The sequence below is a fragment of the Streptomyces sp. NPDC029169 genome (genome assembly GCF_055563935.1).
Map to the genome: position 1 here is coordinate 22,395 of NZ_JBVHXA010000002.1, position 18,330 is coordinate 40,724.

Annotated in this window: 22 protein-coding genes and 1 pseudogene; 4 read left to right on the top strand and 19 right to left on the bottom strand. The window is 70.6% G+C overall.

What is annotated here, in order from left to right:
• Window positions 1–23: 23 nt before the first annotated feature.
• The 6 genes from ACZ4VI_RS03745 to tsaB all read right to left on the bottom strand — a co-directional run bounded on the left by ACZ4VI_RS03745 (window position 24) and on the right by tsaB (window position 3,883).
• Entirely contained in the window at window positions 24–380 is a 357-nt protein-coding gene (locus tag ACZ4VI_RS03745; protein ID WP_467996338.1) for a YciI family protein, read from the bottom strand.
• Window positions 381–479: 99 nt separating this feature from the next.
• The gene (locus tag ACZ4VI_RS03750) at window positions 480–1,280 is read right to left on the bottom strand and encodes a polysaccharide deacetylase family protein (RefSeq protein WP_467997246.1); all 801 of its coding nucleotides are present in this window, start codon (window positions 1,278–1,280) and stop codon (window positions 480–482) included.
• Between the two features lie 99 nt (window positions 1,281–1,379).
• Window positions 1,380–1,634: a hypothetical protein gene (locus tag ACZ4VI_RS03755; RefSeq protein WP_467996340.1), complete on the bottom strand. Its 255-nt coding sequence runs from the start codon at window positions 1,632–1,634 to the stop codon at window positions 1,380–1,382.
• Complete coding sequence (gene tsaD / locus ACZ4VI_RS03760) at window positions 1,631–2,722, bottom strand: tRNA (adenosine(37)-N6)-threonylcarbamoyltransferase complex transferase subunit TsaD (RefSeq protein ID WP_467996342.1); 1,092 nt, start codon at window positions 2,720–2,722, stop codon at window positions 1,631–1,633. Before tsaD ends, ACZ4VI_RS03755 begins: the two co-directional genes overlap by 4 nt.
• Window positions 2,712–3,197, bottom strand: a complete 486-nt coding sequence (gene rimI / locus ACZ4VI_RS03765) for a ribosomal protein S18-alanine N-acetyltransferase (RefSeq protein ID WP_467997247.1) — start codon at window positions 3,195–3,197, stop codon at window positions 2,712–2,714. Before rimI ends, tsaD begins: the two co-directional genes overlap by 11 nt.
• 32 nt (window positions 3,198–3,229) lie before the next feature.
• On the bottom strand, window positions 3,230–3,883 hold the full coding sequence (gene tsaB, locus ACZ4VI_RS03770) for a tRNA (adenosine(37)-N6)-threonylcarbamoyltransferase complex dimerization subunit type 1 TsaB (RefSeq protein WP_467996344.1): 654 nt from the start codon (window positions 3,881–3,883) through the stop codon (window positions 3,230–3,232).
• A gap of 130 nt (window positions 3,884–4,013) precedes the next feature.
• Between tsaB and ACZ4VI_RS03775 the strand changes: the two genes are divergently transcribed.
• Window positions 4,014–4,553, top strand: a complete 540-nt coding sequence (locus ACZ4VI_RS03775; RefSeq protein ID WP_467997249.1) for a hypothetical protein — start codon at window positions 4,014–4,016, stop codon at window positions 4,551–4,553.
• A 115-nt stretch (window positions 4,554–4,668) separates the two neighbouring features.
• On the opposite strand, the gene ACZ4VI_RS03780 is transcribed toward ACZ4VI_RS03775, so the two are convergent.
• From ACZ4VI_RS03780 to ACZ4VI_RS03835, 12 genes are all read right to left on the bottom strand, one after another.
• Window positions 4,669–4,860 carry a hypothetical protein gene (locus ACZ4VI_RS03780; RefSeq protein WP_467996345.1) on the bottom strand — a complete coding sequence of 64 codons (192 nt, stop codon included), beginning with the start codon at window positions 4,858–4,860 and terminating at the stop codon, window positions 4,669–4,671.
• Between the two features lie 110 nt (window positions 4,861–4,970).
• Window positions 4,971–5,462: a tRNA (adenosine(37)-N6)-threonylcarbamoyltransferase complex ATPase subunit type 1 TsaE gene (tsaE, locus tag ACZ4VI_RS03785; RefSeq protein WP_467996347.1), complete on the bottom strand. Its 492-nt coding sequence runs from the start codon at window positions 5,460–5,462 to the stop codon at window positions 4,971–4,973.
• A 10-nt stretch (window positions 5,463–5,472) separates the two neighbouring features.
• Entirely contained in the window at window positions 5,473–6,648 is a 1,176-nt protein-coding gene (locus tag ACZ4VI_RS03790) for an alpha/beta fold hydrolase (RefSeq protein WP_467996349.1), read from the bottom strand.
• A gap of 23 nt (window positions 6,649–6,671) precedes the next feature.
• The gene (alr, locus tag ACZ4VI_RS03795) at window positions 6,672–7,820 is read right to left on the bottom strand and encodes an alanine racemase (RefSeq protein ID WP_467996350.1); all 1,149 of its coding nucleotides are present in this window, start codon (window positions 7,818–7,820) and stop codon (window positions 6,672–6,674) included.
• An 81-nt stretch (window positions 7,821–7,901) separates the two neighbouring features.
• Window positions 7,902–9,344 carry an NAD(P)H-hydrate dehydratase gene (locus tag ACZ4VI_RS03800; protein ID WP_467996352.1) on the bottom strand — a complete coding sequence of 481 codons (1,443 nt, stop codon included), beginning with the start codon at window positions 9,342–9,344 and terminating at the stop codon, window positions 7,902–7,904.
• 149 nt (window positions 9,345–9,493) lie between these two features.
• Window positions 9,494–9,862: a holo-ACP synthase gene (locus tag ACZ4VI_RS03805; protein WP_467996354.1), complete on the bottom strand. Its 369-nt coding sequence runs from the start codon at window positions 9,860–9,862 to the stop codon at window positions 9,494–9,496.
• Window positions 9,863–9,872: 10 nt separating this feature from the next.
• Window positions 9,873–11,720, bottom strand: coding sequence for a glutamine--fructose-6-phosphate transaminase (isomerizing) (gene glmS / locus ACZ4VI_RS03810; protein WP_467996356.1), 1,848 nt, complete (start codon window positions 11,718–11,720; stop codon window positions 9,873–9,875).
• Between the two features lie 39 nt (window positions 11,721–11,759).
• Entirely contained in the window at window positions 11,760–12,479 is a 720-nt protein-coding gene (locus ACZ4VI_RS03815; RefSeq protein ID WP_467996357.1) for a hypothetical protein, read from the bottom strand.
• Window positions 12,480–12,587: 108 nt separating this feature from the next.
• Window positions 12,588–13,352 carry a hypothetical protein gene (locus tag ACZ4VI_RS03820; RefSeq protein WP_467996358.1) on the bottom strand — a complete coding sequence of 255 codons (765 nt, stop codon included), beginning with the start codon at window positions 13,350–13,352 and terminating at the stop codon, window positions 12,588–12,590.
• 132 nt (window positions 13,353–13,484) lie between these two features.
• Window positions 13,485–14,240, bottom strand: a complete 756-nt coding sequence (locus tag ACZ4VI_RS03825; protein WP_467996360.1) for a hypothetical protein — start codon at window positions 14,238–14,240, stop codon at window positions 13,485–13,487.
• Between the two features lie 63 nt (window positions 14,241–14,303).
• Entirely contained in the window at window positions 14,304–14,504 is a 201-nt protein-coding gene (locus ACZ4VI_RS03830) for a DUF397 domain-containing protein (RefSeq protein ID WP_467996362.1), read from the bottom strand.
• Window positions 14,505–14,507: 3 nt separating this feature from the next.
• Window positions 14,508–15,359: a helix-turn-helix domain-containing protein gene (locus ACZ4VI_RS03835; RefSeq protein WP_467996364.1), complete on the bottom strand. Its 852-nt coding sequence runs from the start codon at window positions 15,357–15,359 to the stop codon at window positions 14,508–14,510.
• Window positions 15,360–15,549: 190 nt separating this feature from the next.
• Between ACZ4VI_RS03835 and ACZ4VI_RS03840 the strand changes: the two genes are divergently transcribed.
• From ACZ4VI_RS03840 to ACZ4VI_RS03850, 3 genes and pseudogenes are all read left to right on the top strand, one after another.
• On the top strand, window positions 15,550–16,023 hold the full coding sequence (locus ACZ4VI_RS03840) for an ATP-binding protein (RefSeq protein ID WP_467996366.1): 474 nt from the start codon (window positions 15,550–15,552) through the stop codon (window positions 16,021–16,023).
• Window positions 16,024–16,088: 65 nt separating this feature from the next.
• Window positions 16,089–16,685 carry a Uma2 family endonuclease gene (locus tag ACZ4VI_RS03845; RefSeq protein WP_467996367.1) on the top strand — a complete coding sequence of 199 codons (597 nt, stop codon included), beginning with the start codon at window positions 16,089–16,091 and terminating at the stop codon, window positions 16,683–16,685.
• A 490-nt stretch (window positions 16,686–17,175) separates the two neighbouring features.
• Window positions 17,176–17,614: pseudogene (locus ACZ4VI_RS03850) on the top strand (tyrosine-type recombinase/integrase); the annotation flags it as partial.
• Between the two features lie 49 nt (window positions 17,615–17,663).
• Here ACZ4VI_RS03850 and ACZ4VI_RS03855 read toward each other — a convergent pair.
• On the bottom strand, window positions 17,664–18,317 hold the full coding sequence (locus tag ACZ4VI_RS03855) for a hypothetical protein (RefSeq protein WP_467996369.1): 654 nt from the start codon (window positions 18,315–18,317) through the stop codon (window positions 17,664–17,666).
• Between the last annotated feature and the right edge of the window lie 13 nt (window positions 18,318–18,330).

The following is an 18,330-nucleotide window of genomic DNA, read 5'->3' on the forward strand; positions in this document are numbered from 1 at the left end:
GACAGCACCCGCCCCGGCGGTGCCTACATCTCTTCGATCTCGCGGACCTCGCAGGTCACCTTCCACTGCGGCGGGTGAATCTCCAGGAACCGCTTCGACCACTCGATGGCCTCGGCCATGTCCTTGCACTGGGTGATCGAGTAGCCGCCGACGACCTCCTTGGTCTCGGTGAACGGCCCGTCGGTGTAGGAGATCTTCCCGCCCTCCCAGACCACGCGGGTGGACTCGGAGGTCGGCTTGAGCCCGGCCGTCTCCAGCATCACGCCGGCCTTGGTGATCTCCTCGAACAGCGCGGCCATGCGCGTGTCGAAGCCGGGGTCGGCGTCCTCCAGCTGGAAGGCGCCCTCTTCGATGCGGATCAGGGTCATATAGCGGGGCACGGTCTGTCTCCCTTGCGTGGCGGGCGGGGCCGTTCCCCGCCTTTCACTCATACGTCGAACGGGCGCGGCCCGCATCGACACGAGAGTCAGAGAATTTCTCTAGACGTAGTCCTCCAGGCGGGCCACCGTGAAGCCCTGCTCCTGGATGTGGCGGAGCATGTTGGCCGTCATCTCAGTCATCGTCGTGCCCTTGAGCTCGGACGGGCCGCGGAAGTGGGCCAGGATGATGTCGCCGGGGTGCAGCTTCCGGTCCCCGCGCTGGTACTGCATGTTCTTGATCTGCATCGACTCGCGCCACAGCACGATCGCGTCCACGCCGCACTCCCCGGCCGCCGCGCGGGTGTCCTCGTTCCAGTTGCCGTACGGCGGGCGGAAGAGGCGCGGGGTCGTCCCGTACTGCTTCGCCAGCTTCGTCTGCTGGCCGCATATCTCCTGGCGCTGGGCGGACCGGCCGAGGGTGCGCAGGTTGGGGTGGGTGAGGGTGTGGTTGGCGACGCCGTTGCCGAGGGCGGCGAGCGGCTTGAAGTAGCCGTAGTCGGTACGTATGGCGGAGTCGGTGAGGAACATCGTCACCGGGACCTTGAGCTCCTCCATCATCGTCACGAACTCCGGGTCCTTCTCGGCCCCGTCGTCGATCGTGATGAAGACGATCTTCTCCGTCGTCGGTATCTCGCTGATGACCGGGACGGGTCCGCCGACCGCCCGTCGTACCGGCTTCGTCCTCGGCGGGGCGGGCGGCGCGGCGAAGGGCTTCAGGCCCCACTTCCGGTACGCCGCCGAGGCCTCGGCGGCCTGGTCAGGGGCCTGGTCAGGGGCCTGGTCGGGGGCCTTCGGCGCCTCGGGGGCAGGCGCCGCCGTAGGAGCGCTGTCCGCCCCCGCCGTACCGCCGCATCCCGTCATCAGCAGAGCCGCGACGGTCAGCGCCGCCCACGCCACGATCTTCTTGTCCACGCCGAATGTCACGCCGTGGATGATGCGACAAACAGACCGGAGGTTGCCTCAGTCCACGGACTCGAAGCGCCAGCGGTGCACCGGACGGGTGACCAGGTCCGCCGCCGGCTCGGGCAGTTCGGGCAGCTCGGCGTCGAGAGACTCGGCGTCCCACCAGGTCAGCACGAGGACGCGGTCCTGCGGCGCGCGGAAGGTCTCGCGCCGCAGCGGCTCGTACGGCAGGATCTGCGCCCGCGCCCACTCCAGGAGCTCGGTGCCCCGGCCATGGACCGCGCGCGCCTCCCACATCAGGGCGACCCTCATGAGTAGAGGTTCTCCTTGCTGACCTCGTGGACGTGATCGTGGTTGCCCGGCACGTGCGGGTCGGTGACCGGCAGCGAGGAGTCCGCCGACAGCTCCAGGTCGGAGGCCGCCCTGCCCCGCGCGACCATCTCCGCGCCAAGGGCCGCCACCATCGCGCCGTTGTCCGTGCACAGCCCCGGCCGCGGCACCCGCAGCCGGATGCCGGCCCGCTCGCACCGCTCCTCGGCCAGCGCCCGCAGCCGCGAGTTGGCCGCGACTCCGCCGCCGATCATCAGGTGGTCGACGCCCTCGTCCTTGCAGGCGCGCACGGCCTTCCGGGTGAGCACGTCGACGACGGCCTCCTGGAAGGACGCCGCCACGTCCCGTACCGGCACCTCCTCGCCCGCCGCCCGCTTGGCCTCGATCCAGCGGGCGACCGCGGTCTTCAGGCCGGAGAAGGAGAAGTCGTACGCGGGGTCCTTGGAGCCGCTCAGCCCGCGCGGGAAGGCGATCGCCTTCGGGTCGCCCTCCCGGGCGAGCCGGTCGATGACCGGGCCGCCGGGGAAGCCGAGGTCGAGCACGCGCGCGATCTTGTCGAAGGCCTCGCCGGCCGCGTCGTCGATGGTGGCGCCCATCGGCCGGACGTCGGCGGTGATGTCGGGCGCGAGGAGCAGGGAGGAGTGGCCGCCGGAGACGAGGAGCGCCATCGTCGGCTCGGGCAGCGGGCCGTGCTCCAGCTGGTCGACGCAGATGTGCGAGGCGAGGTGGTTGACGCCGTACAGCGGCTTGCCGAGCGCGTATGCGTACGCCTTCGCCGCCGAGACGCCGACGAGCAGCGCGCCTGCGAGCCCGGGCCCTGCGGTCACGGCGATGCCGTCGAGGTCGCGGGCGGAGATCCCGGCGTCCTTCAGGGCACGTTCGATGGTCGGGACCATCGCCTCCAGGTGGGCGCGGGAGGCGATCTCGGGGACGACGCCTCCGTAGCGGGCGTGGGTGTCGACGCTGGAGGCGACGGCGTCGGCGAGCAGCGTCGTGCCCCGGACGATGCCGACTCCGGTCTCGTCGCAGGAGGTCTCGATACCGAGTACGAGCGGTTCGTCAGCAGCCATCGGGATCAGTCTCAGTTTCAGTTTCGGTCTCGGTTGCTTGCACGGTCAGTCGCATCACGAGCGCGTCGACGTTGCCCGGCTGGTAGTAGCCGCGCCGGAAGCCGATGGGCTCGAAGCCGAAGCGCTCGTACAGCTTCTGGGCCCGGGTGTTGTCCACCCGTACCTCAAGGAGCACTTCCTCGCACTCGAACGCGGTGGCGTGCTGGAGGAGGTCGGTGAGCAGCCGGGCGCCGAGCCCGGTGCCCCACTGGTCGCGGGCGACGGCGATCGTCTGGACGTCGCCGAGGCCGCCGGCGGAGGCGAGTCCGGCGTAGCCGACGAGCTTCCCGTCGGCCTCCGCGACGACGTACCGGCGGGTGGCCCGGGGCCCGCGGGCGTGGGCCAGCTCGGACCAGAACATCCCCTCGGACCAGGCGTCCTCGGGGAACAGCTCGTGTTCGAGGGCGAGCACGGGCTCGATGTCCCACCAGCGCATCTCGCGCAGGGTCGCGGCGGTGGTCACGGCGGTCACTTGGGGGTGACCACCTTGTAGTTCTTCGGCACCTGGGCGTCGGGGCGGCGCAGGTACATCGGCAGCGGGTCGAGGAACTCCGCCCCGGCGGCGAGCCGTTCCGCCGCGAGGGCGGCCAGAGCGCCTGCCGACTGGTGCTCGGGGTCGCGGGCGTCCGGGAAGACCTCGGGGTACAGCCGCGCGCCGGCGCCGACGACGGGGAGTCCGGCGACGTCCCCGGCGATCTCGGCGGGCCTGTCGACGGCCGCATCGGTGACGCGCGTACGGAAGTTCTCGTACCGCGCCCAGTAGACCTCCTTGCGGCGCGCGTCCGTCGCGACGACGAACGGCTCCTCGATCCCGGAGGCGTACGCGAGCCCGTCCAGGGTGCACAGGCCGTGCACGGGAACGCCCAGGGCGGAGGCGAAGGTCGAGGCGGTGACGAGCCCGACCCGCAGACCGGTGTACGGCCCCGGTCCGACGCCGACCACGACGCCGGTGACCGCGTCGAGCTTCAGCCCGGCCTCCTTGAGGACCCGGTCGACGGCGGGCAGCAGCAGCTCCCCGTGACGGCGGGCGTCGACCTGCCGCGACTCGGCGACGAGGGAGTCGCCGTCGTGGAGGGCGACGGTGACGGCGGGTGTGGCGGTATCCATGGCGAGCAAGAGCACGCAAACAGCCTACGGCTCCCGGCCGCAAGGCACGGCGCCCCGTCCCGCGCCCGCACGGCTGCTACCGTCACCATCCGATACGTACGTACGAGAGGTGGGCGGCAGGGTGGCACGGAGCAGCTCGGGATTCGTGGCCGGGCTCACGGCGGCGGCGGTCGCCGCGGTCGCCTTCCTCGCCTACCAGGCGTCGGCGAACGCGCCGGCCGATGTCTCGGCCAAGCCGCGGACCCCCAGCACGGCCCCTTCCGCCGCCGCGACCGGTGGCCCCGCGAAGCCGGTCAGGGACCCGCTCGCCGTCCCGGCGAACTCGGGCAGCGGGGCGCGCGTCGTGTACGCCCTGGCCGAGCGCCGGGTGTGGCTGGTGGACGCGAAGGGCCAGGCCACGCACACCTTCTCGGTCCAGCCGAGCACGGTCCACCCGGTACCGGGGGCGTACAGGGTGACGTCCCGCTCGGGCACGGTGAAGGGTTCGGACGGCGTGCAGATCGAGCACGTGGTGCGGTTCACGACCGTGCAGGACGTCTCGATCGGCTTCAGCGCGGCGGTCGACGGCACGCTCCCAACGCCGGACCCGACGCGGAAGACGGGCGGCATCCGGATGAAGCGGGCGGACGGGGACGCGATGTGGACGTTCGCGTCGATCGGCGCGAAGGTCGTGGTGGTCGCGTAGGAACGGGCGCGGGCGTGTAGTACAGGCGCCTGTACGGGCCCTCCGCACATGGGCGCGCCCACGCCCACGGGGGTCTCGTGCGCGGCGCGCACCATCCCTCGTACGGGCTACAGGGCTACGCGGCCTCGCGGCGCTCGGCGTCGTACGGCGCCGCTTCCGGCCGCACCGCCCCCGCCACGTCCGCCTCCTCGGCCTCCGGTTGCGTCTCGCGCGGGGGTGTCGACACCGCGTTCGCCGCGGCACAGGACGCCAGCAGCTCACTCATCGAGATCCGCGCTTCCGCGCGCTCGCGCTCTGGCGTCGCCATGCATGCCTCCCGTAGGTTAGGTACACCTAACCAGCTCGTGCATCCATGTCACCACGTCCCGTACGGCCGATGCAACATCTTCCCGACACCTTGTCGGAATCTACGTACGGTCAGCTCAGCGCGAGGTTCTCGTCGGCCCACCGCGCGCCGATCCCGTGGAGCAGGACCGTGCGCCGGTCGTCGTCCGTGTCGCCCGCGACGCGGTGGATCAGGACGTGCAGCCGGTCGTCCGTGAGGTCCTCGACCTTGCCGTCGCCCCACTCCACGACGACCACCGACTCGGGCAGCGAGACGTCCAGGTCGAGGTCCTCCATCTCGTCGAGGCCGCCACCGAGGCGGTACGCGTCGACGTGGACAAGGGCCGGCCCGCCGACGAGCGACGGGTGGACGCGGGCGATGACGAAGGTCGGGGAGGTGACGGCGCCGCGCACGCCGAGGCCCTCGCCCAGGCCGCGGGTGAGCGTCGTCTTCCCGGCGCCGAGCTCGCCGGTGAGCATGACGAGGTCGCCGGGGCGGAGCAGCTTGGCAAGCCGACGGCCGAGCTCCTGCATCTCCTCGGGAGAGTCGATGGCAAGGCTGGCGGAGGAGTGCGGTTCTTCCATACAGCCCAACCTAACCGCTGCCGGCCCCCTCCTTCGAAGCCGCCGTCGCGGGCACCGCTCCGACTTTCGCGAGCAGGTCGGCGAGCCGGTCCGTGACGGCCTCGGGGTGCTCCAGCATCACCAGGTGCCCGGCGTCGGGCACGATGACCAGCTCCGCCTCCGGCAGCAGATCGGCGATCGCCTCGGTGTGCGCGCTGGGGGTGACGAGGTCGCGGTCGCCGGCCAGCGCGAGCACGGGCAGCTCGCGGAGGACGGCGAGTGCCGCCGCCTTGTCGTGCTCGGCGAAGGCCGGGTAGAACTCCGCCACCACGTCGATCGGGGTGGACTCGATCATCCGTTCCGCGAAGCGGGCGACGGCAGGGTCCACGTCCCGGGACGAGAACGAGTACTTCTTGATCAGCCCGGCGAACAGGTCGGCGGTGGCTCTGCGGCCGCGCTCGACGAGCTCCGCCTGCGCGCCGAGCGCCTTCAGGACGCCCGGCAGGACCCGCCGCACCACGTTGACCCCGGCCGTCGGCAGCCCGTAGTTCACCTCGCCCAGCTTCCCCGCCGACGTACCGACGAAGGCGACGCCGACGACGCGCTCGCGGACGAGTTCCGGGTACCGGTCGGCGAGGGCCATGATCGTCATGCCGCCCATCGAGTGCCCGACCAGGACCAGCGGACCCTCGGGCGCGGCCGCGTCGATGACGGCCTTGAGGTCGCGGCCGAGCTGGTCGATGGAGACGGGCACGCCGTCCGGCCCCGACTGGGCGACCCCGCGCCCGGACCGTCCGTGGCTGCGCTGGTCCCAGTACACGGTACGGACCAGTCCGCGCAGCGCCGCCCGCTGGAAGTGCCAGGAGTCCTGGCCGAGGCAGTAGCCGTGGCTGAAGACGACGGTGACGGGCGCGGGCGCCTTGCGGCCGAAGAGCCTGCGGCGGCGGGGCGCGGGCGCGTCCGACTCGACCTCGTCGGTCTCGTAGTAGAGCTCGGTGCCGTCGTCGGCGGGCGCCTTGCCGGGGGTGCCGCGCAGGGAGCCGTAGGGCGCGGAGGCGTCGATGGCGAGCCGCGCCCTCTGGCGCATGCCGCGGCCGACGGTGAGCCGCTCGACGGCGACACCGGCCGCCGCACCGGCGGCCAGGACACCTATCGCGGCACCGGCGAGCCCGGCACGCCGCCAGTTGTCGGTGCTGGACTCGCTCACTGCCGCTCCCCTGTGGGTCGTGCCTACTCGTTGATGTAGACGCGCGGGACGCGCGCGCCGATGCGGGTGACGATCTCGTACGCGATGGTGTCGGCGGCCTCGGCCCAGTCCTCGGCGGTCGGCTCGCCCCGGTCGCCGGGCCCGAAGAGCAGCGCTTCGGCGCCGGGCTCGACGGTGTCGCCGCCGAGGTCGACGACGAACTGGTCCATGGCGACCCGTCCGGCCACCCGCCGGACCCGGTCACCGACGAGGACGGGACCGCGGCCGGAGGCGTGGCGCGGGATGCCGTCGGCGTAACCGAGGGGGATGAGGCCGAGGGTGGTCTCGCCCTCGGTGACGTAGTGGTGTCCGTAACTGACGCCGTGCCCGCCGGGGACCTGCTTGACGAGCGCGACGCCTGCGACGAGGGACATGACGGGCCGCAGACCGAAGTCGGCGGGGGCGCCGAGCTCGGGGCTGGGCGAGACGCCGTACATGGCGATACCGGGACGGACCAGGTCGAAGTGGGTCTCGGGGAGGGTGAGGGTGGCCGGGGAGTTGGCGATGTGCCGGACCTCGGGCTCGACGCCGGCCTTCTCGGCGTAGTCGAGCATCGTGCGGAAGACGTCGAGCTGGGAGGCGATGGAGGGGTGGCCGGGCTCGTCGGCGCAGGCGAAGTGCGACCAGAGCCCGGTGATCTTCAGCAGGCCTTGGCTCTCGGCCTTGAGGGCCTCGCCGACGAGTTCGGGCCAGTCGGCGGGCTGGCAGCCGTTGCGCCCGAGCCCGGTGTCGCCCTTGAGCTGGACACGGGCGGTGAGCCCAGTCTCTCTGGCCGCCTGGACGACCTCGCGGAGGGCCCACAGGCCACTGACGGTCATGTCGAGATCGGCCCGGATGCCGTCCGCCCAGGGGTCGCCGGGGGTCCAGAGCCAGCACAGGATCCGCGCGTCCGTGATCCCGGCGGCGCGCAGGGCGAGCGCCTCGTGCGGGGTGGCGGTGCCGAGCCAGCCGGCGCCCGCCTCGAGCGCGGCGCGGGCACAGCGGACGGCGCCGTGTCCGTACGCGTCCGCCTTGACCACGGCCATGACCTGGGCGTGGGGCGCGACGCGGGCGCGCAGCGTGCGGACGTTCGCACGCAGCGCACCGAGGTCGATCTCGGCGCGGGCTCTGCGGGGCGGCGGTGTCTCAGTCATCGCGCCCAGTCTCTCAGGTGTCAGCTCCCCGGCCGCTCTCCGGCCGCTCTCCGGCCGCCGACTGGGGTGAGATGGGGGAATTCAACGCCCGGCGACAGACGTCACGTCGCGCCACGCGCCCGGCAGGGCCGACGCCACATCCCCCGCCGCGATCGGCGCGCCCCCCGACGCCCGCCGCGCCGCAAGCCCGTGGAGGTACGCGGCCACAGAGCCCGCGTCCCGCGCCGGCAGCCCCGCCGCCAACAGCGACCCCGCGAGGCCCGACAGCACGTCCCCGCTCCCCGCCGTCGCCAGCCACGACGTGCCCGTCGGGTTCACCCGTACCGGCCCCGAGCCCTCCGCCACCAGCGTCGTCGAGCCCTTCAGGAGCACCGTCGCCCCGAACCGCGCCGCCAGTTCCCGTACCGCCGTGAGCCGCTCCGCCTCCACCGACTCCCGCGAGGCGCCGAGCAGCGCCGCCGCCTCCCCGGCGTGCGGGGTGAGCAGGGTCGGCGCCCCCCGCCCCCGTACCGCCGACGCCGACAAGTCCCGCAGCCCGTCCGCGTCCACCAGGACCGGTACGTCCGAGGCGAGGACGTCCGCGACCGCCGCACGTTCGTCGCCGAGGCCCGGCCCGACGACCCACGCCTGCACCCGGCCCGCCTTCCCGGGCGGCCCCGCGTGCACCAGCGTCTCCGGGTGGCTCGCGATCACCGCGTCCCCGGCCGGCCCCACGTACCGCACCGCACCCGCCCCGCCCCGCAGCGCGCCCGTCACCGCGAGCACCGCCGCGCCCGGGTAGCGCGCGGAGCCGGCCACGACGCCCACCACACCCCGCCGGTACTTGTCGCTCTCCGCGCCCGGCACGGGCAACATCCGTGCCACGTCCTCGTGTTGCAGCGCCTCGATGTCCGGTACGGACGGCAGGACATCACCGAGCCCGATGTCGACGAGCCGCAGCGCCCCCGCGTACTCGCGCGCCGGGTCGATGAGCAGCCCCGGCTTGTACGTCCCGAACGTCACCGTCGCGTCCGCCCGCAGCGCCTCCCCCGTGACCTGCCCCGAGTCCGCGTCCACCCCGCTCGGCAGGTCGACGGCGACCACGACCGCGTCCGAGCCGCGCGCCGCCCGCGCGACCGGGACCGCGTCCGCACGCAGACCGCCCCGCCCGCCGATCCCGGTGATCCCGTCCAGGACGAGGTCGGCCACGGCGAGCGCCTCGTACGGGTCCTCCGCCACCCGCCCGCCGGCCGCCCGGAACGCCGCGAGCCCGCCCTCGTGGGCCCGCGAGCCGAGCAGGACGGCCGTCACACCCGCCCCGCGCCGCGCGAGCCGCACCCCCGCGTAGAGGGCGTCGCCCCCGTTGTCCCCGCTGCCGACGAGCAGGACGACCCTCGCCCCGTACACATGGCCCCGGCCCAGCAGCGAGAAACAGGCGGCGGCGAGCCCGGCGGCCGCCCGCTGCATGAGCGCGCCCTCGGGCAGCACCGCCATCAGCTCGGCCTCGGCGGCCCGTACGGTCTCCACGCGGTAAGCGGTACGCATGTCCCGCAGTCTGCCGCACGACTCAAGCGACGGCCCGCAGGCGAGGGCTGACGCCCTTTCATCACCCCACGAAGGGAACGCGCCCGAAGGGCCGCCGTCCCACTGGGCGGTGGGCCCGCCCCGGCCTACCCCTCCCGGGCCACCCCGGTCTACCCCTCCGCGATCACCACCGCCGACGCCACCCCCGCGTCGTGGCTCAGCGACACATGCCAGTGCCGGACGCCCAACTCCGCGGCCCGGGCCGCCACCGTGCCGCGCACCCGGAGGCGCGGCTGGCCGGTGTCCTCCACGTACACCTCCGCGTCCGTCCAGTGCAGTCCGCCCGGCGCGCCGAGCGCCTTGGCCACCGCCTCCTTCGCCGCGAACCGCACCGCGAGGGAGGCGGTGCCGCGCCGCTCGCCGCTGGGCAGCAGCAGCTCGCGCTCGATGAAGAGACGCTGGAGCAGCCCCGGCGTACGTTCGATCGACTCGGCGAAGCGGTCGATCTCCGCCACGTCGATCCCCACCCCGATGATCATTCGCTCATCCTTACTCCACGGTCACGGATTTCGCCAGGTTCCGCGGCTGGTCCACCTCGTTGCCCCGCGCCGTCGCCAGTTCGCAGGCGAACACCTGGAGCGGCACGGTGGAGACCAGCGGCTGGAGCAGCGTAGGCGTTGCCGGGATGCGGATCAGATGATCGGCGTACGGGACGACCGTCTCGTCGCCCTCCTCCGCGATCACGATCGTCCGCGCCCCGCGCGCCCGGATCTCCTGAATGTTCGACACGATCTTGTCGTGCAGGACCGACCGCCCGCGCGGCGACGGCACGACCACCACCACCGGCAGGTCCTCCTCGATGAGCGCGATCGGCCCGTGCTTCAGCTCGCCGGCGGCGAAGCCCTCGGCGTGCATGTACGCGAGTTCCTTGAGCTTGAGGGCCCCCTCCAGAGCCACCGGATACCCCACGTGCCGCCCCAGGAACAACACCGTGTCCTTGTCGGCGAGCGAGCGGGCAAGGGCCCGCACCGGCTCCATCGTCTCCAGGACCCGCTCGACGTCGTCGGCGATCCGGGCGAGGTCCCGGATGACGGCGTGGATCTCGTCGCCCCACTTGGTCCCGCGCACCTGCCCGAGGTACAGCGCCAACACATAGCAAGCCACGAGCTGCGTCAGAAAGGCCTTGGTGGACGCGACGGCGACCTCAGGCCCGGCGTGCGTGTAGAGAACGGCATCGGACTCCCGCGGAATGGTCGACCCGTTCGTGTTGCAGACGGCAAGCACCTTCGCGCCCTGCTCGCGCGCGTGCCGCAGCGCCATCAGGGTGTCCATCGTCTCGCCGGACTGCGAGATCGCGATGACCAGCGTCCTCTGGCCGAGGATGGGATCGCGGTAGCGGAACTCGCTGGCGAGCTCCACCTCGCAGGGGATCCGCGCCCAGTGCTCGATGGCGTACTTGGCGATCATCCCCGCGTGGAAGGCCGTACCGCACGCGATGATCACGATCTTGTCGGCTTCACGCAGCACGGCGTCGGGAATACGTACCTCGTCGAGCCGGAGGCGCCCCTCGGCGTCGATCCGCCCAAGAAGAGTGTCGGCAACAGCCTTCGGCTGCTCGGCGATCTCCTTGAGCATGAAGTAGTCGTAGCCGCCCTTCTCGGCGGCCGAGGCGTCCCAGTCCACGTGGTACGCGCGGACGTCGGCGGGGGTGCCGTCGAAATCGGTGACGACGACGCCCTCGCGGGACAACTCGACGACCTGATCCTGCCCCAGCTCGATCGCGGACCGGGTGTGCGCGATGAACGCGGCGACGTCGGAGGCAAGAAAGAACTCTCCCTCCCCCACCCCCACCACGAGCGGCGAGTTCCGCCGGGCACCGACCACCACATCGGGCTGATCGGCGTGTACGGCGACCAGCGTGAACGCCCCTTCGAGCCGCCGGCACACCAGCCGCATCGCCTCCGCCAGGTCGCCGCAGGGGGAGAACTCCTCGGCGAGCAGATGGGCCACGACCTCGGTGTCCGTCTCGGACGCGAGATCGTGCCCCCGCTCTTCGAGTTCACTTCTCAGGGCGGCGAAGTTCTCGATGATCCCGTTGTGGACGACGGCCACGCGCCCCGCGTTGTCGATGTGCGGGTGCGCGTTGGCGTCGGTCGGCCCGCCGTGGGTGGCCCAGCGGGTGTGTCCGATGCCGGTGAAGCCGCTCGGCAGCGGCCGGTCCACCAGCTCCTTCTCCAGGTTGACGAGCTTGCCCGCCTTCTTCGCCGCGGCCAGTCCCCCATCGGAGAGCACCGCGACGCCGGCCGAGTCGTAGCCCCGGTACTCGAGCCGCTTGAGGCCCGCGATCACCACATCAAGCGCCGACTGCCCGCCGACGTAACCCACGATTCCGCACATGGCGGCAGCCTACGACCGAACCCGCGCCGCGGCCCGGACTCAGCCCAGCTTGGCGACCTGCGCGTCGATGACGGCCTTGGGGTGCTCCTTGACGTCGCCGACGCGGCTGACGGTGGCGAAGACCGCCATGTTGTTGTCCTTGCGGAACACCGCGAGCCGCGTGGTCACCGGCGCTCCCTTCACGTCCGCAGTGATGCTCCACGCGAGCGCCTCGTCACCGGCGGTCAGGCTCTCCGGTACGACCTTCGAGACCTTCGTCTTCTCGGTCGCCTCGGTCGCCGTGAACCCGTTCCCGCACGCGGCCCCCGCCGCCTTCAGCGAGCCGAACCACTCCTTGGCTCCACGACCGTCGTACGTCCCGAGCGAGACGGCCGTGGTCGGCGCACCCGTTGCCTCGGCCACCACCATCCGTCGCCAGGTGGTCGTCGCACCAGTCGGCACGGCGGACATGGCATCGGCGATCGGCTTGCAGGCGGGGTTGTCGGTGCTGATGGCGGTCGCCGCCAGCACCTCCAGGTCCACGTCCCCGAGAGTCCGGTACCCCGTGCCCTTGAGGTCGCTCTCGCCCACGAGAAGCTCGGCGAGCTCCTCGGCGCCCAGCGCCTTCGCCTCGGGTGAGGCGGCCGTGGTCGCGGACGCCTTGGGAGCGTCCGTGCCCGTGCCCTTGGCCCCTCGCTCCTCCACGGCGCCCCCACAGGCTGTCACGAGCACAGCCATGGTGAGGGCGAGGGCGGTACGGCGAAGGGCGGTGGCTCTCATGTTCAACTCTCTGTCAACGACACGTGATTTCGCCGCATCGTACGCACACGATCAACCCGCTGATCAGGCCCTTTACCCATCGGTACGTGATCGCAACGTCAACCCCGCTCAGCCCAGCTTGGCGACCTGCGCGTCGATGACGGCCTTGGGGTGCTCCTTGACCTTGCCGGCCAGGCTGATGGTGGAGAAGGAGGCCAGCGTGTTGCCCTTGCGGAAGGCGACGACATTGCTGATCCACGGCGACCCGTCCACGTCAGTGGTGATGGTGAAGGCGACCGCCTCCTCGCCGGCCGTCACGGTCTCCGGGGCAACCTTGACGATCTTCGTCTTCTCGCCGCCGCCGATGAGCGTGAAGCCGCCCGCGCACTCCGTACCGGCCGTCTTCAGCGAGGCCAGCGCGGCCTGCGCGCCACCGCCGTCGTACGAGCCGAGCGTGACGCCCGTGACCGGGTTCTCCAGCATGCCGAGGGCCTCCTCCGGCGACGCCGTCGCGCCCTTCGTCTTCGGCACCTCGATGACCTTGCGCTGCGCGCTGGCGGCCGGGCTGCCGGTCGCGAGGTACGACATGGCCTCGGCGAGCGGCGTGCAGGCGGGCTTGTCCGCGGAAACCGAACCCGGCTTCACGACGTCCGCACCCTCGACCTTCTGAACCAGGTAGCCCTTGAGGTCCACCTGCTCCACGATCAGCTTCTCCAGCTCGGCGGCCGACAGCGCCTTCGCGTCGGGAGCGGCGGAGGCGGACGCGGACGCCTTGGGCGCGTCCTTGCCCTTGTCCCCGCTCTCCTCCTTCGCACCGCTACAGGCGGTGACGAGCAGCGCCAGAGACACGGCGGTGGCGGCGACGACGGAACGGCGAAGGGCGGGGGCTCTCATAGTTCAACTCACTTCTCAGGCAGACGAATCTGTGAGCACCCTATGCACAGGTCAGCCCGGTGATCACGACATTTTCAACCGGTACGCGATCGCAACCTGCGAACAGCGCCTCGTCGGCGCGCCGGCCCGGACTCAGCCCAGCTTGGCGACCTGCGCGTCGATGACGGCCTTGGGGAGCGCCTTGACCTGACCGCCGAGGCTGATGGTGGAGAGGGACGCCAGCGTGTTGCCCTTGCGGAAGACGACGAGCTTGGTGACGAACGGCTCGCCCTCCATGTCGACGGTGACGGTCCAGGCCTGCGCCTCCTCACCGGCGGCCACGGCCTCCGGGGCGACCTTGGTGACCTTGGTCTTCTCACCGCTCGCGCTGACCGTGAACCCGGCGGCACACTCGGTCCCGGCGGCCTTGAGGGAGGCGAACGCCTTCTGGGCGCCCTGACCACCGTACGAACCGAGGGTCACGGAAGTCACCGGGGCCGCGAGCGCGCCCATGACGTCGTCCGGCGAAGCCGACGCCTCCTTGCGCGCCTCGATCGCCTTGCGGTGCACGCTGACGCCCGGGTCTCCCGGAGCGACGGACGACACGGCCTCGGCGAGCGGCTCACAGGCCGCCTTGTCGGCACCGACGTCCCCGGTGTTCAGGACCTCGGCCGCCTTGACCTTCTGCACCTGGTGGCCCTTGAGGTCGGCCTGCTCCACGATCAGCTTCTCCAACTCCGCGGCGGAGAGCGCCTTCACATCGGGAGCCGCGGCGGCGGACGCGGAGGCGTCGTTCTCGCCCTTCGGCTTGCCGTCGTTCGTGTCCCCGCTACAGGCGCTGACGAGCAGCGCCAGGGACACGGCGGTGGCAGCGGCGACGGCGGTACGGCGAAGGACGGTGACTCTCATGGTTCATCTCTCTGCTCGGGCACACGAATCTGTGTGCACCCTATGCGCAGGCCATCCCGGCGATCACGGAGTCCTCAACCGTCCCTCCCCCACGGCCTGGACAAACTCCCGCAGAGCGACGCGACTGGCGGCGACCACGACCGCGGGGACCTTGCTGTCGCGGAGCCGTACGGTCCCGTCGGGGGCGAGGGCGACGCAGACGCAGTTGGCGGCCTCGGCGCTGTACGAGGACTTCCACCAGTCGAGCTCGGCTGCCATGGACATCCCTTACACCTCTTGAGCGATACGGCGGATGAGATCACGCGACTTCCCAGGGGTGAGCGCACGCGCCTCCATCCGGTCCAGTACAGACCGATAGCGCTCCAACTGAGCCTCCGCGTCCAGAAACTCACACCCGTGATCGGTGTCGAGCACCACGGTGTCGAGCTGCGCCACGGGCCCTGAGGCGTAGGTGATCGACTGCCCGGAGGACGGGAACGACGCCTCACCGAAGGGCACCACCAGGATGTTCACGTTGTCGCGTTCCCCGTTCTCCAACAGGGCGTCGAGCTGCTCGCGGACGACCGCAGTGCCGCCGAAGCCCATCCGCAGCGCCGCTTCGTGAACGATGGCCGTGTACGGAGTCGGACTCTCCTCGTAGAGGACACCCTGCCGCTTGATCCGGTACGAGACCCGGTGCTCGATCTCGTACGGCCGCAAGGGCGGAACGCTCTCCGCCATCACGGCGCGCGCATGGGCGGTCGTCTGGAGCAGGCCAGGCATGTGGATCACGACGGCGACCCGCAGAGCGGCGGCATGGTGCTCCATCTCGGCAAGGTCGAGCAGCCCGGGTGCGAGCTGATCCTGGTACTCGTCCCACCAACCCCGAATGCGGGCCCCTGTCATGGAGGCGAGGGCCTCGACGTACGCCTCATCCGCACAGGCGTAGTTGTGCGCCATCGTGCGTACTCGCTCGGCGCTCACGGCGTACCGACCGGCCTCGATGTTGCTGATCCGGGACTGCGGCCCGCCGAGCAGAGCGGCGGCCTGGGTGGAGGTTAGCCCCGCCCGCTCACGCAACTTGCGCAACTCGACGCCGAGGCGCTGCTGTCGCAGGGTCAGGGATGGGCGAGCAGACATCGGATTCGCTCCAAGGGTCACCCACACGGGTGGAGATGTAATAGCTTCCCGGATTCGATGTAAGACCTTACAACTGAGCCGCTACGGTGTGACTCACGCCAAGCCGGAAGCGCACCGCGTTCGCGCGGCAATGCCACCGCACGGTCTCGTAGTCGAGTGATCCAACTCCACCTCCCCGCAGGAGACTTCCTTGACCACCGTATCCCCGCACGCCCCCTGGTCGTACGTCCTCCACCTCCCCCACGACCCCCGCGCACCCCGCGTCGCCCGCATGACCCTGCGCGCGACCCTCGCCAGCCACGGCATGGCCGACCGCCTCGACACAGCCGAACTCCTCACCAGCGAGCTGCTCACCAACGCCTACCGGCACTCCCACGGCCCGGCGATGCTCCGCCTGCGCCACATGGACGGCGGCTGGCTCCGCATCAGCGTCTGGGACACGAACCCACTGATCCCGCCCCCGTTCGACCGCCCTCCGGGCGCACTACGGGCGGTCCCCACCCACCCCCCGACCGACATCGCCACCGGCCGCGGCCTCCACCTCGTCCAACACTGCGCCGACAACTGGGGCGGCTACCCCCTGGCCGACGACCTCTTCGGCCGCGGCGGCAAACTCCTCTGGTGCGAACTCGCACCCCCATCGGACCTCACCCAGGCGGCCTGAGCCACGGGCCCGGTACGGCTGCCGTCGGCTCGCTACGCTGGCAGGGGCCTACCTGGAGGACACCCATGACTGACCTCACCCCCGACGAGAAGCGTCGCCTGCACGACTTGACGGAGCAGATCGCGGAGCTCGCCGAGCACCACGAAGGCCAGTGGAAGGTACAGACGACCGACGGCATGATCCTCGTGGCGATGATGAGCCCCACGGCCCCCCACGGACTCAACGTGGTACGGCTGCGGCGCCAGATCGAGGCCCAGGCGCCCGAGGTCATCGCGCTCAATGACACCAACATGCACGACCCGGTGAGCGGCCTGACCAAAATCCCGGATCTCATGGTCATCACGGAGGCGGACGCCGACGACACGGCGAAGGTCGTGAACGCACGCGACGTCCTCATGACCGTCGAAGTCGTCTCGCCCAGCAACTCTCTGGACGACATCCACAAGAAGCTGAAGGACTACCCGAAGATGGGAATCCCGGTCTACGTCGTCGTGGACCCCAGGGAGAAGAAGCAGACCATCACCGTCCACTCCGAGCCGACAGAGGGCCCCGACGGAACGAAGTACCGCCGCTCCGTCCCGTACGCGTTCGGCGACACCGTCACCGCCGGCCGCTGGACACTCGCCACCAACACCCTCAAGAGCTACCCCGCCAACTGGTAACCCCTCGCGCCCCTCGACCGCCCGCCCGCATGACCGTGCGAACCGGAAGGGTAGCGCCGTGATGCAGGTCCTCGACCAGGCGGTTCCTGCTGGTCGCACGGCCCTGCCCGCTGCTAGCCACTACCTGCGGCCGCCTGCGCGAAGCCAGACCAGCCGGACCGCCGCCGACCAGCCCACACAGCCGGAGCCAAGCGTCACCGCGTGACTCACGGTCATGAGCCGTGACGGCGAAGGCCCGGCCAATCACCGCATTTGAACAGCAGATCCCGCACGAGTGAGTGCACCAACAAATCCGGGTACTCCCGCTCCAACGCTCGAATCTCGCGTCGCGCGAACGAGCGCAATTCGAGCGAGGACTCTTCAACCAGAACCGTCACGACAGCCCTTGCGAAGCTACATTCAATACGCAGGACATCGCCATCTCTTTGGAAGAGTATGCGATCGTCAGTCTCCGTAAGATTGTACGTGCACGTCGATTTAGGGTGTGGAGCCAGGGCGTGTCTGGCCGCTCACCGCCGACGAGGCGCCTCAGTTCCTGGCCGCTGACCACGGCCACCGGCTTCAGGCGCTGTTCGAACTCGCCCCACACACTGGGCTCCGCAAGGGCGAACTCCTCGGCCTGCGCTGGGAAGACCTGGATCTCGCAGGCGGCACTGCCAGCATCTGCAGCGCACTAACACACTGGTGGCCTAATCCCTCTTCCGACGAAGACCCAGAGCTCCGAGCGGCGGATCGCTCTGCCGAGCCCGTGCCTGCTCTCACTCATACGCCACCGTTACCAGCAGCGCCAGGAACGCGAGACGGCGGACCCGAGCTGGCTGAACAGCGGCTACCTATTCACCCGGCCCAACGGGGCCCCCATCGAAGGGGCCACACTCACCCGGCACTTCACCGCCCTGCTCCGCCGGGCCGGGCTCCGCCGGATCCGCATTACATGACCTCCGCGTAGCGCCTCGGGGGAATATCGGAGGTCGCCAATTAGGCCTTTTGGAGGCCCTCAAGATACGAGAAAACAGAGTCATACTGCGCACGCAGATTCGGATTCTCTGAATATGCCAGACGAACCAGATCGAGAGCCTCTGAGACTTTTCCGATCGAAACAGCCAGAGCCGCTCCGAGCGCGGCACGATTTCCCGCACTGTAGCCCAGAACGGAGGCAGCCTTCTGGATGCCATCCCGACACATCGCAAATAGTCCGTCCGCCGATGAGGCGCCCTCCAGATATGGGAGGACAGAGTTGGAGACAGCTCGCAGCACATTGTCTTCCAGCGACGCCGCTGAAACCTCATCCTTGAACAGCCACATACTCACCCGCTCGCGTGCAATTGACTCAAGGGGAGCAGAGATACGACACGAGTCCAGCGGATCCGGATCGCTCGGAAGCATCTCCCTGTAGATCTCAATTACGCCCGTCGGCGAGATGTGAGTGTTGAGAACGAGTTGGGCGCTATCCCTAGCATGCTTAGGCCGAACGAACAGGCCAAACTCCACCTCTTGGTTCACGTCGCCGATCGAGCGAACGAACGACAGGGGGCCCCCGGCGAAGCCCTTAGCCTTCAGGATGGCAGCTGGGCCGCCCTGAATGACAGGCTGGATAAGGCGCAAATAATCAGACTTCGACGGGGGCTTCACTGTCGCTACACCT

What these genes read in the sequence shown, in the direction of transcription:
- ACZ4VI_RS03830 (WP_467996362.1), bottom strand. Translation starts at nt 14,504, where the DNA reads ATGTCCATGGCAGCCGAGCTCGACTGGTGGAAGTCCTCGTACAGCGCC.
- ACZ4VI_RS03835 (WP_467996364.1), bottom strand. Translation starts at nt 15,359, where the DNA reads ATGTCTGCTCGCCCATCCCTGACCCTGCGACAGCAGCGCCTCGGCGTC.
- ACZ4VI_RS03815 (WP_467996357.1), bottom strand. Translation starts at nt 12,479, where the DNA reads ATGAGAGCCACCGCCCTTCGCCGTACCGCCCTCGCCCTCACCATGGCT.
- ACZ4VI_RS03755 (WP_467996340.1), bottom strand. Translation starts at nt 1,634, where the DNA reads ATGAGGGTCGCCCTGATGTGGGAGGCGCGCGCGGTCCATGGCCGGGGC.
- ACZ4VI_RS03820 (WP_467996358.1), bottom strand. Translation starts at nt 13,352, where the DNA reads ATGAGAGCCCCCGCCCTTCGCCGTTCCGTCGTCGCCGCCACCGCCGTG.
- tsaD (WP_467996342.1), bottom strand. Translation starts at nt 2,722, where the DNA reads ATGGCTGCTGACGAACCGCTCGTACTCGGTATCGAGACCTCCTGCGAC.
- alr (WP_467996350.1), bottom strand. Translation starts at nt 7,820, where the DNA reads ATGACTGAGACACCGCCGCCCCGCAGAGCCCGCGCCGAGATCGACCTC.
- glmS (WP_467996356.1), bottom strand. Translation starts at nt 11,720, where the DNA reads ATGTGCGGAATCGTGGGTTACGTCGGCGGGCAGTCGGCGCTTGATGTG.
- tsaE (WP_467996347.1), bottom strand. Translation starts at nt 5,462, where the DNA reads ATGGAAGAACCGCACTCCTCCGCCAGCCTTGCCATCGACTCTCCCGAG.
- ACZ4VI_RS03800 (WP_467996352.1), bottom strand. Translation starts at nt 9,344, where the DNA reads ATGCGTACCGCTTACCGCGTGGAGACCGTACGGGCCGCCGAGGCCGAG.
- ACZ4VI_RS03750 (WP_467997246.1), bottom strand. Translation starts at nt 1,280, where the DNA reads ATGACGGGATGCGGCGGTACGGCGGGGGCGGACAGCGCTCCTACGGCG.
- ACZ4VI_RS03825 (WP_467996360.1), bottom strand. Translation starts at nt 14,240, where the DNA reads ATGAGAGTCACCGTCCTTCGCCGTACCGCCGTCGCCGCTGCCACCGCC.
- ACZ4VI_RS03805 (WP_467996354.1), bottom strand. Translation starts at nt 9,862, where the DNA reads ATGATCATCGGGGTGGGGATCGACGTGGCGGAGATCGACCGCTTCGCC.
- rimI (WP_467997247.1), bottom strand. Translation starts at nt 3,197, where the DNA reads ATGCGCTGGTGGGACATCGAGCCCGTGCTCGCCCTCGAACACGAGCTG.
- ACZ4VI_RS03780 (WP_467996345.1), bottom strand. Translation starts at nt 4,860, where the DNA reads ATGGCGACGCCAGAGCGCGAGCGCGCGGAAGCGCGGATCTCGATGAGT.
- ACZ4VI_RS03845 (WP_467996367.1), top strand. Translation starts at nt 16,089, where the DNA reads ATGACTGACCTCACCCCCGACGAGAAGCGTCGCCTGCACGACTTGACG.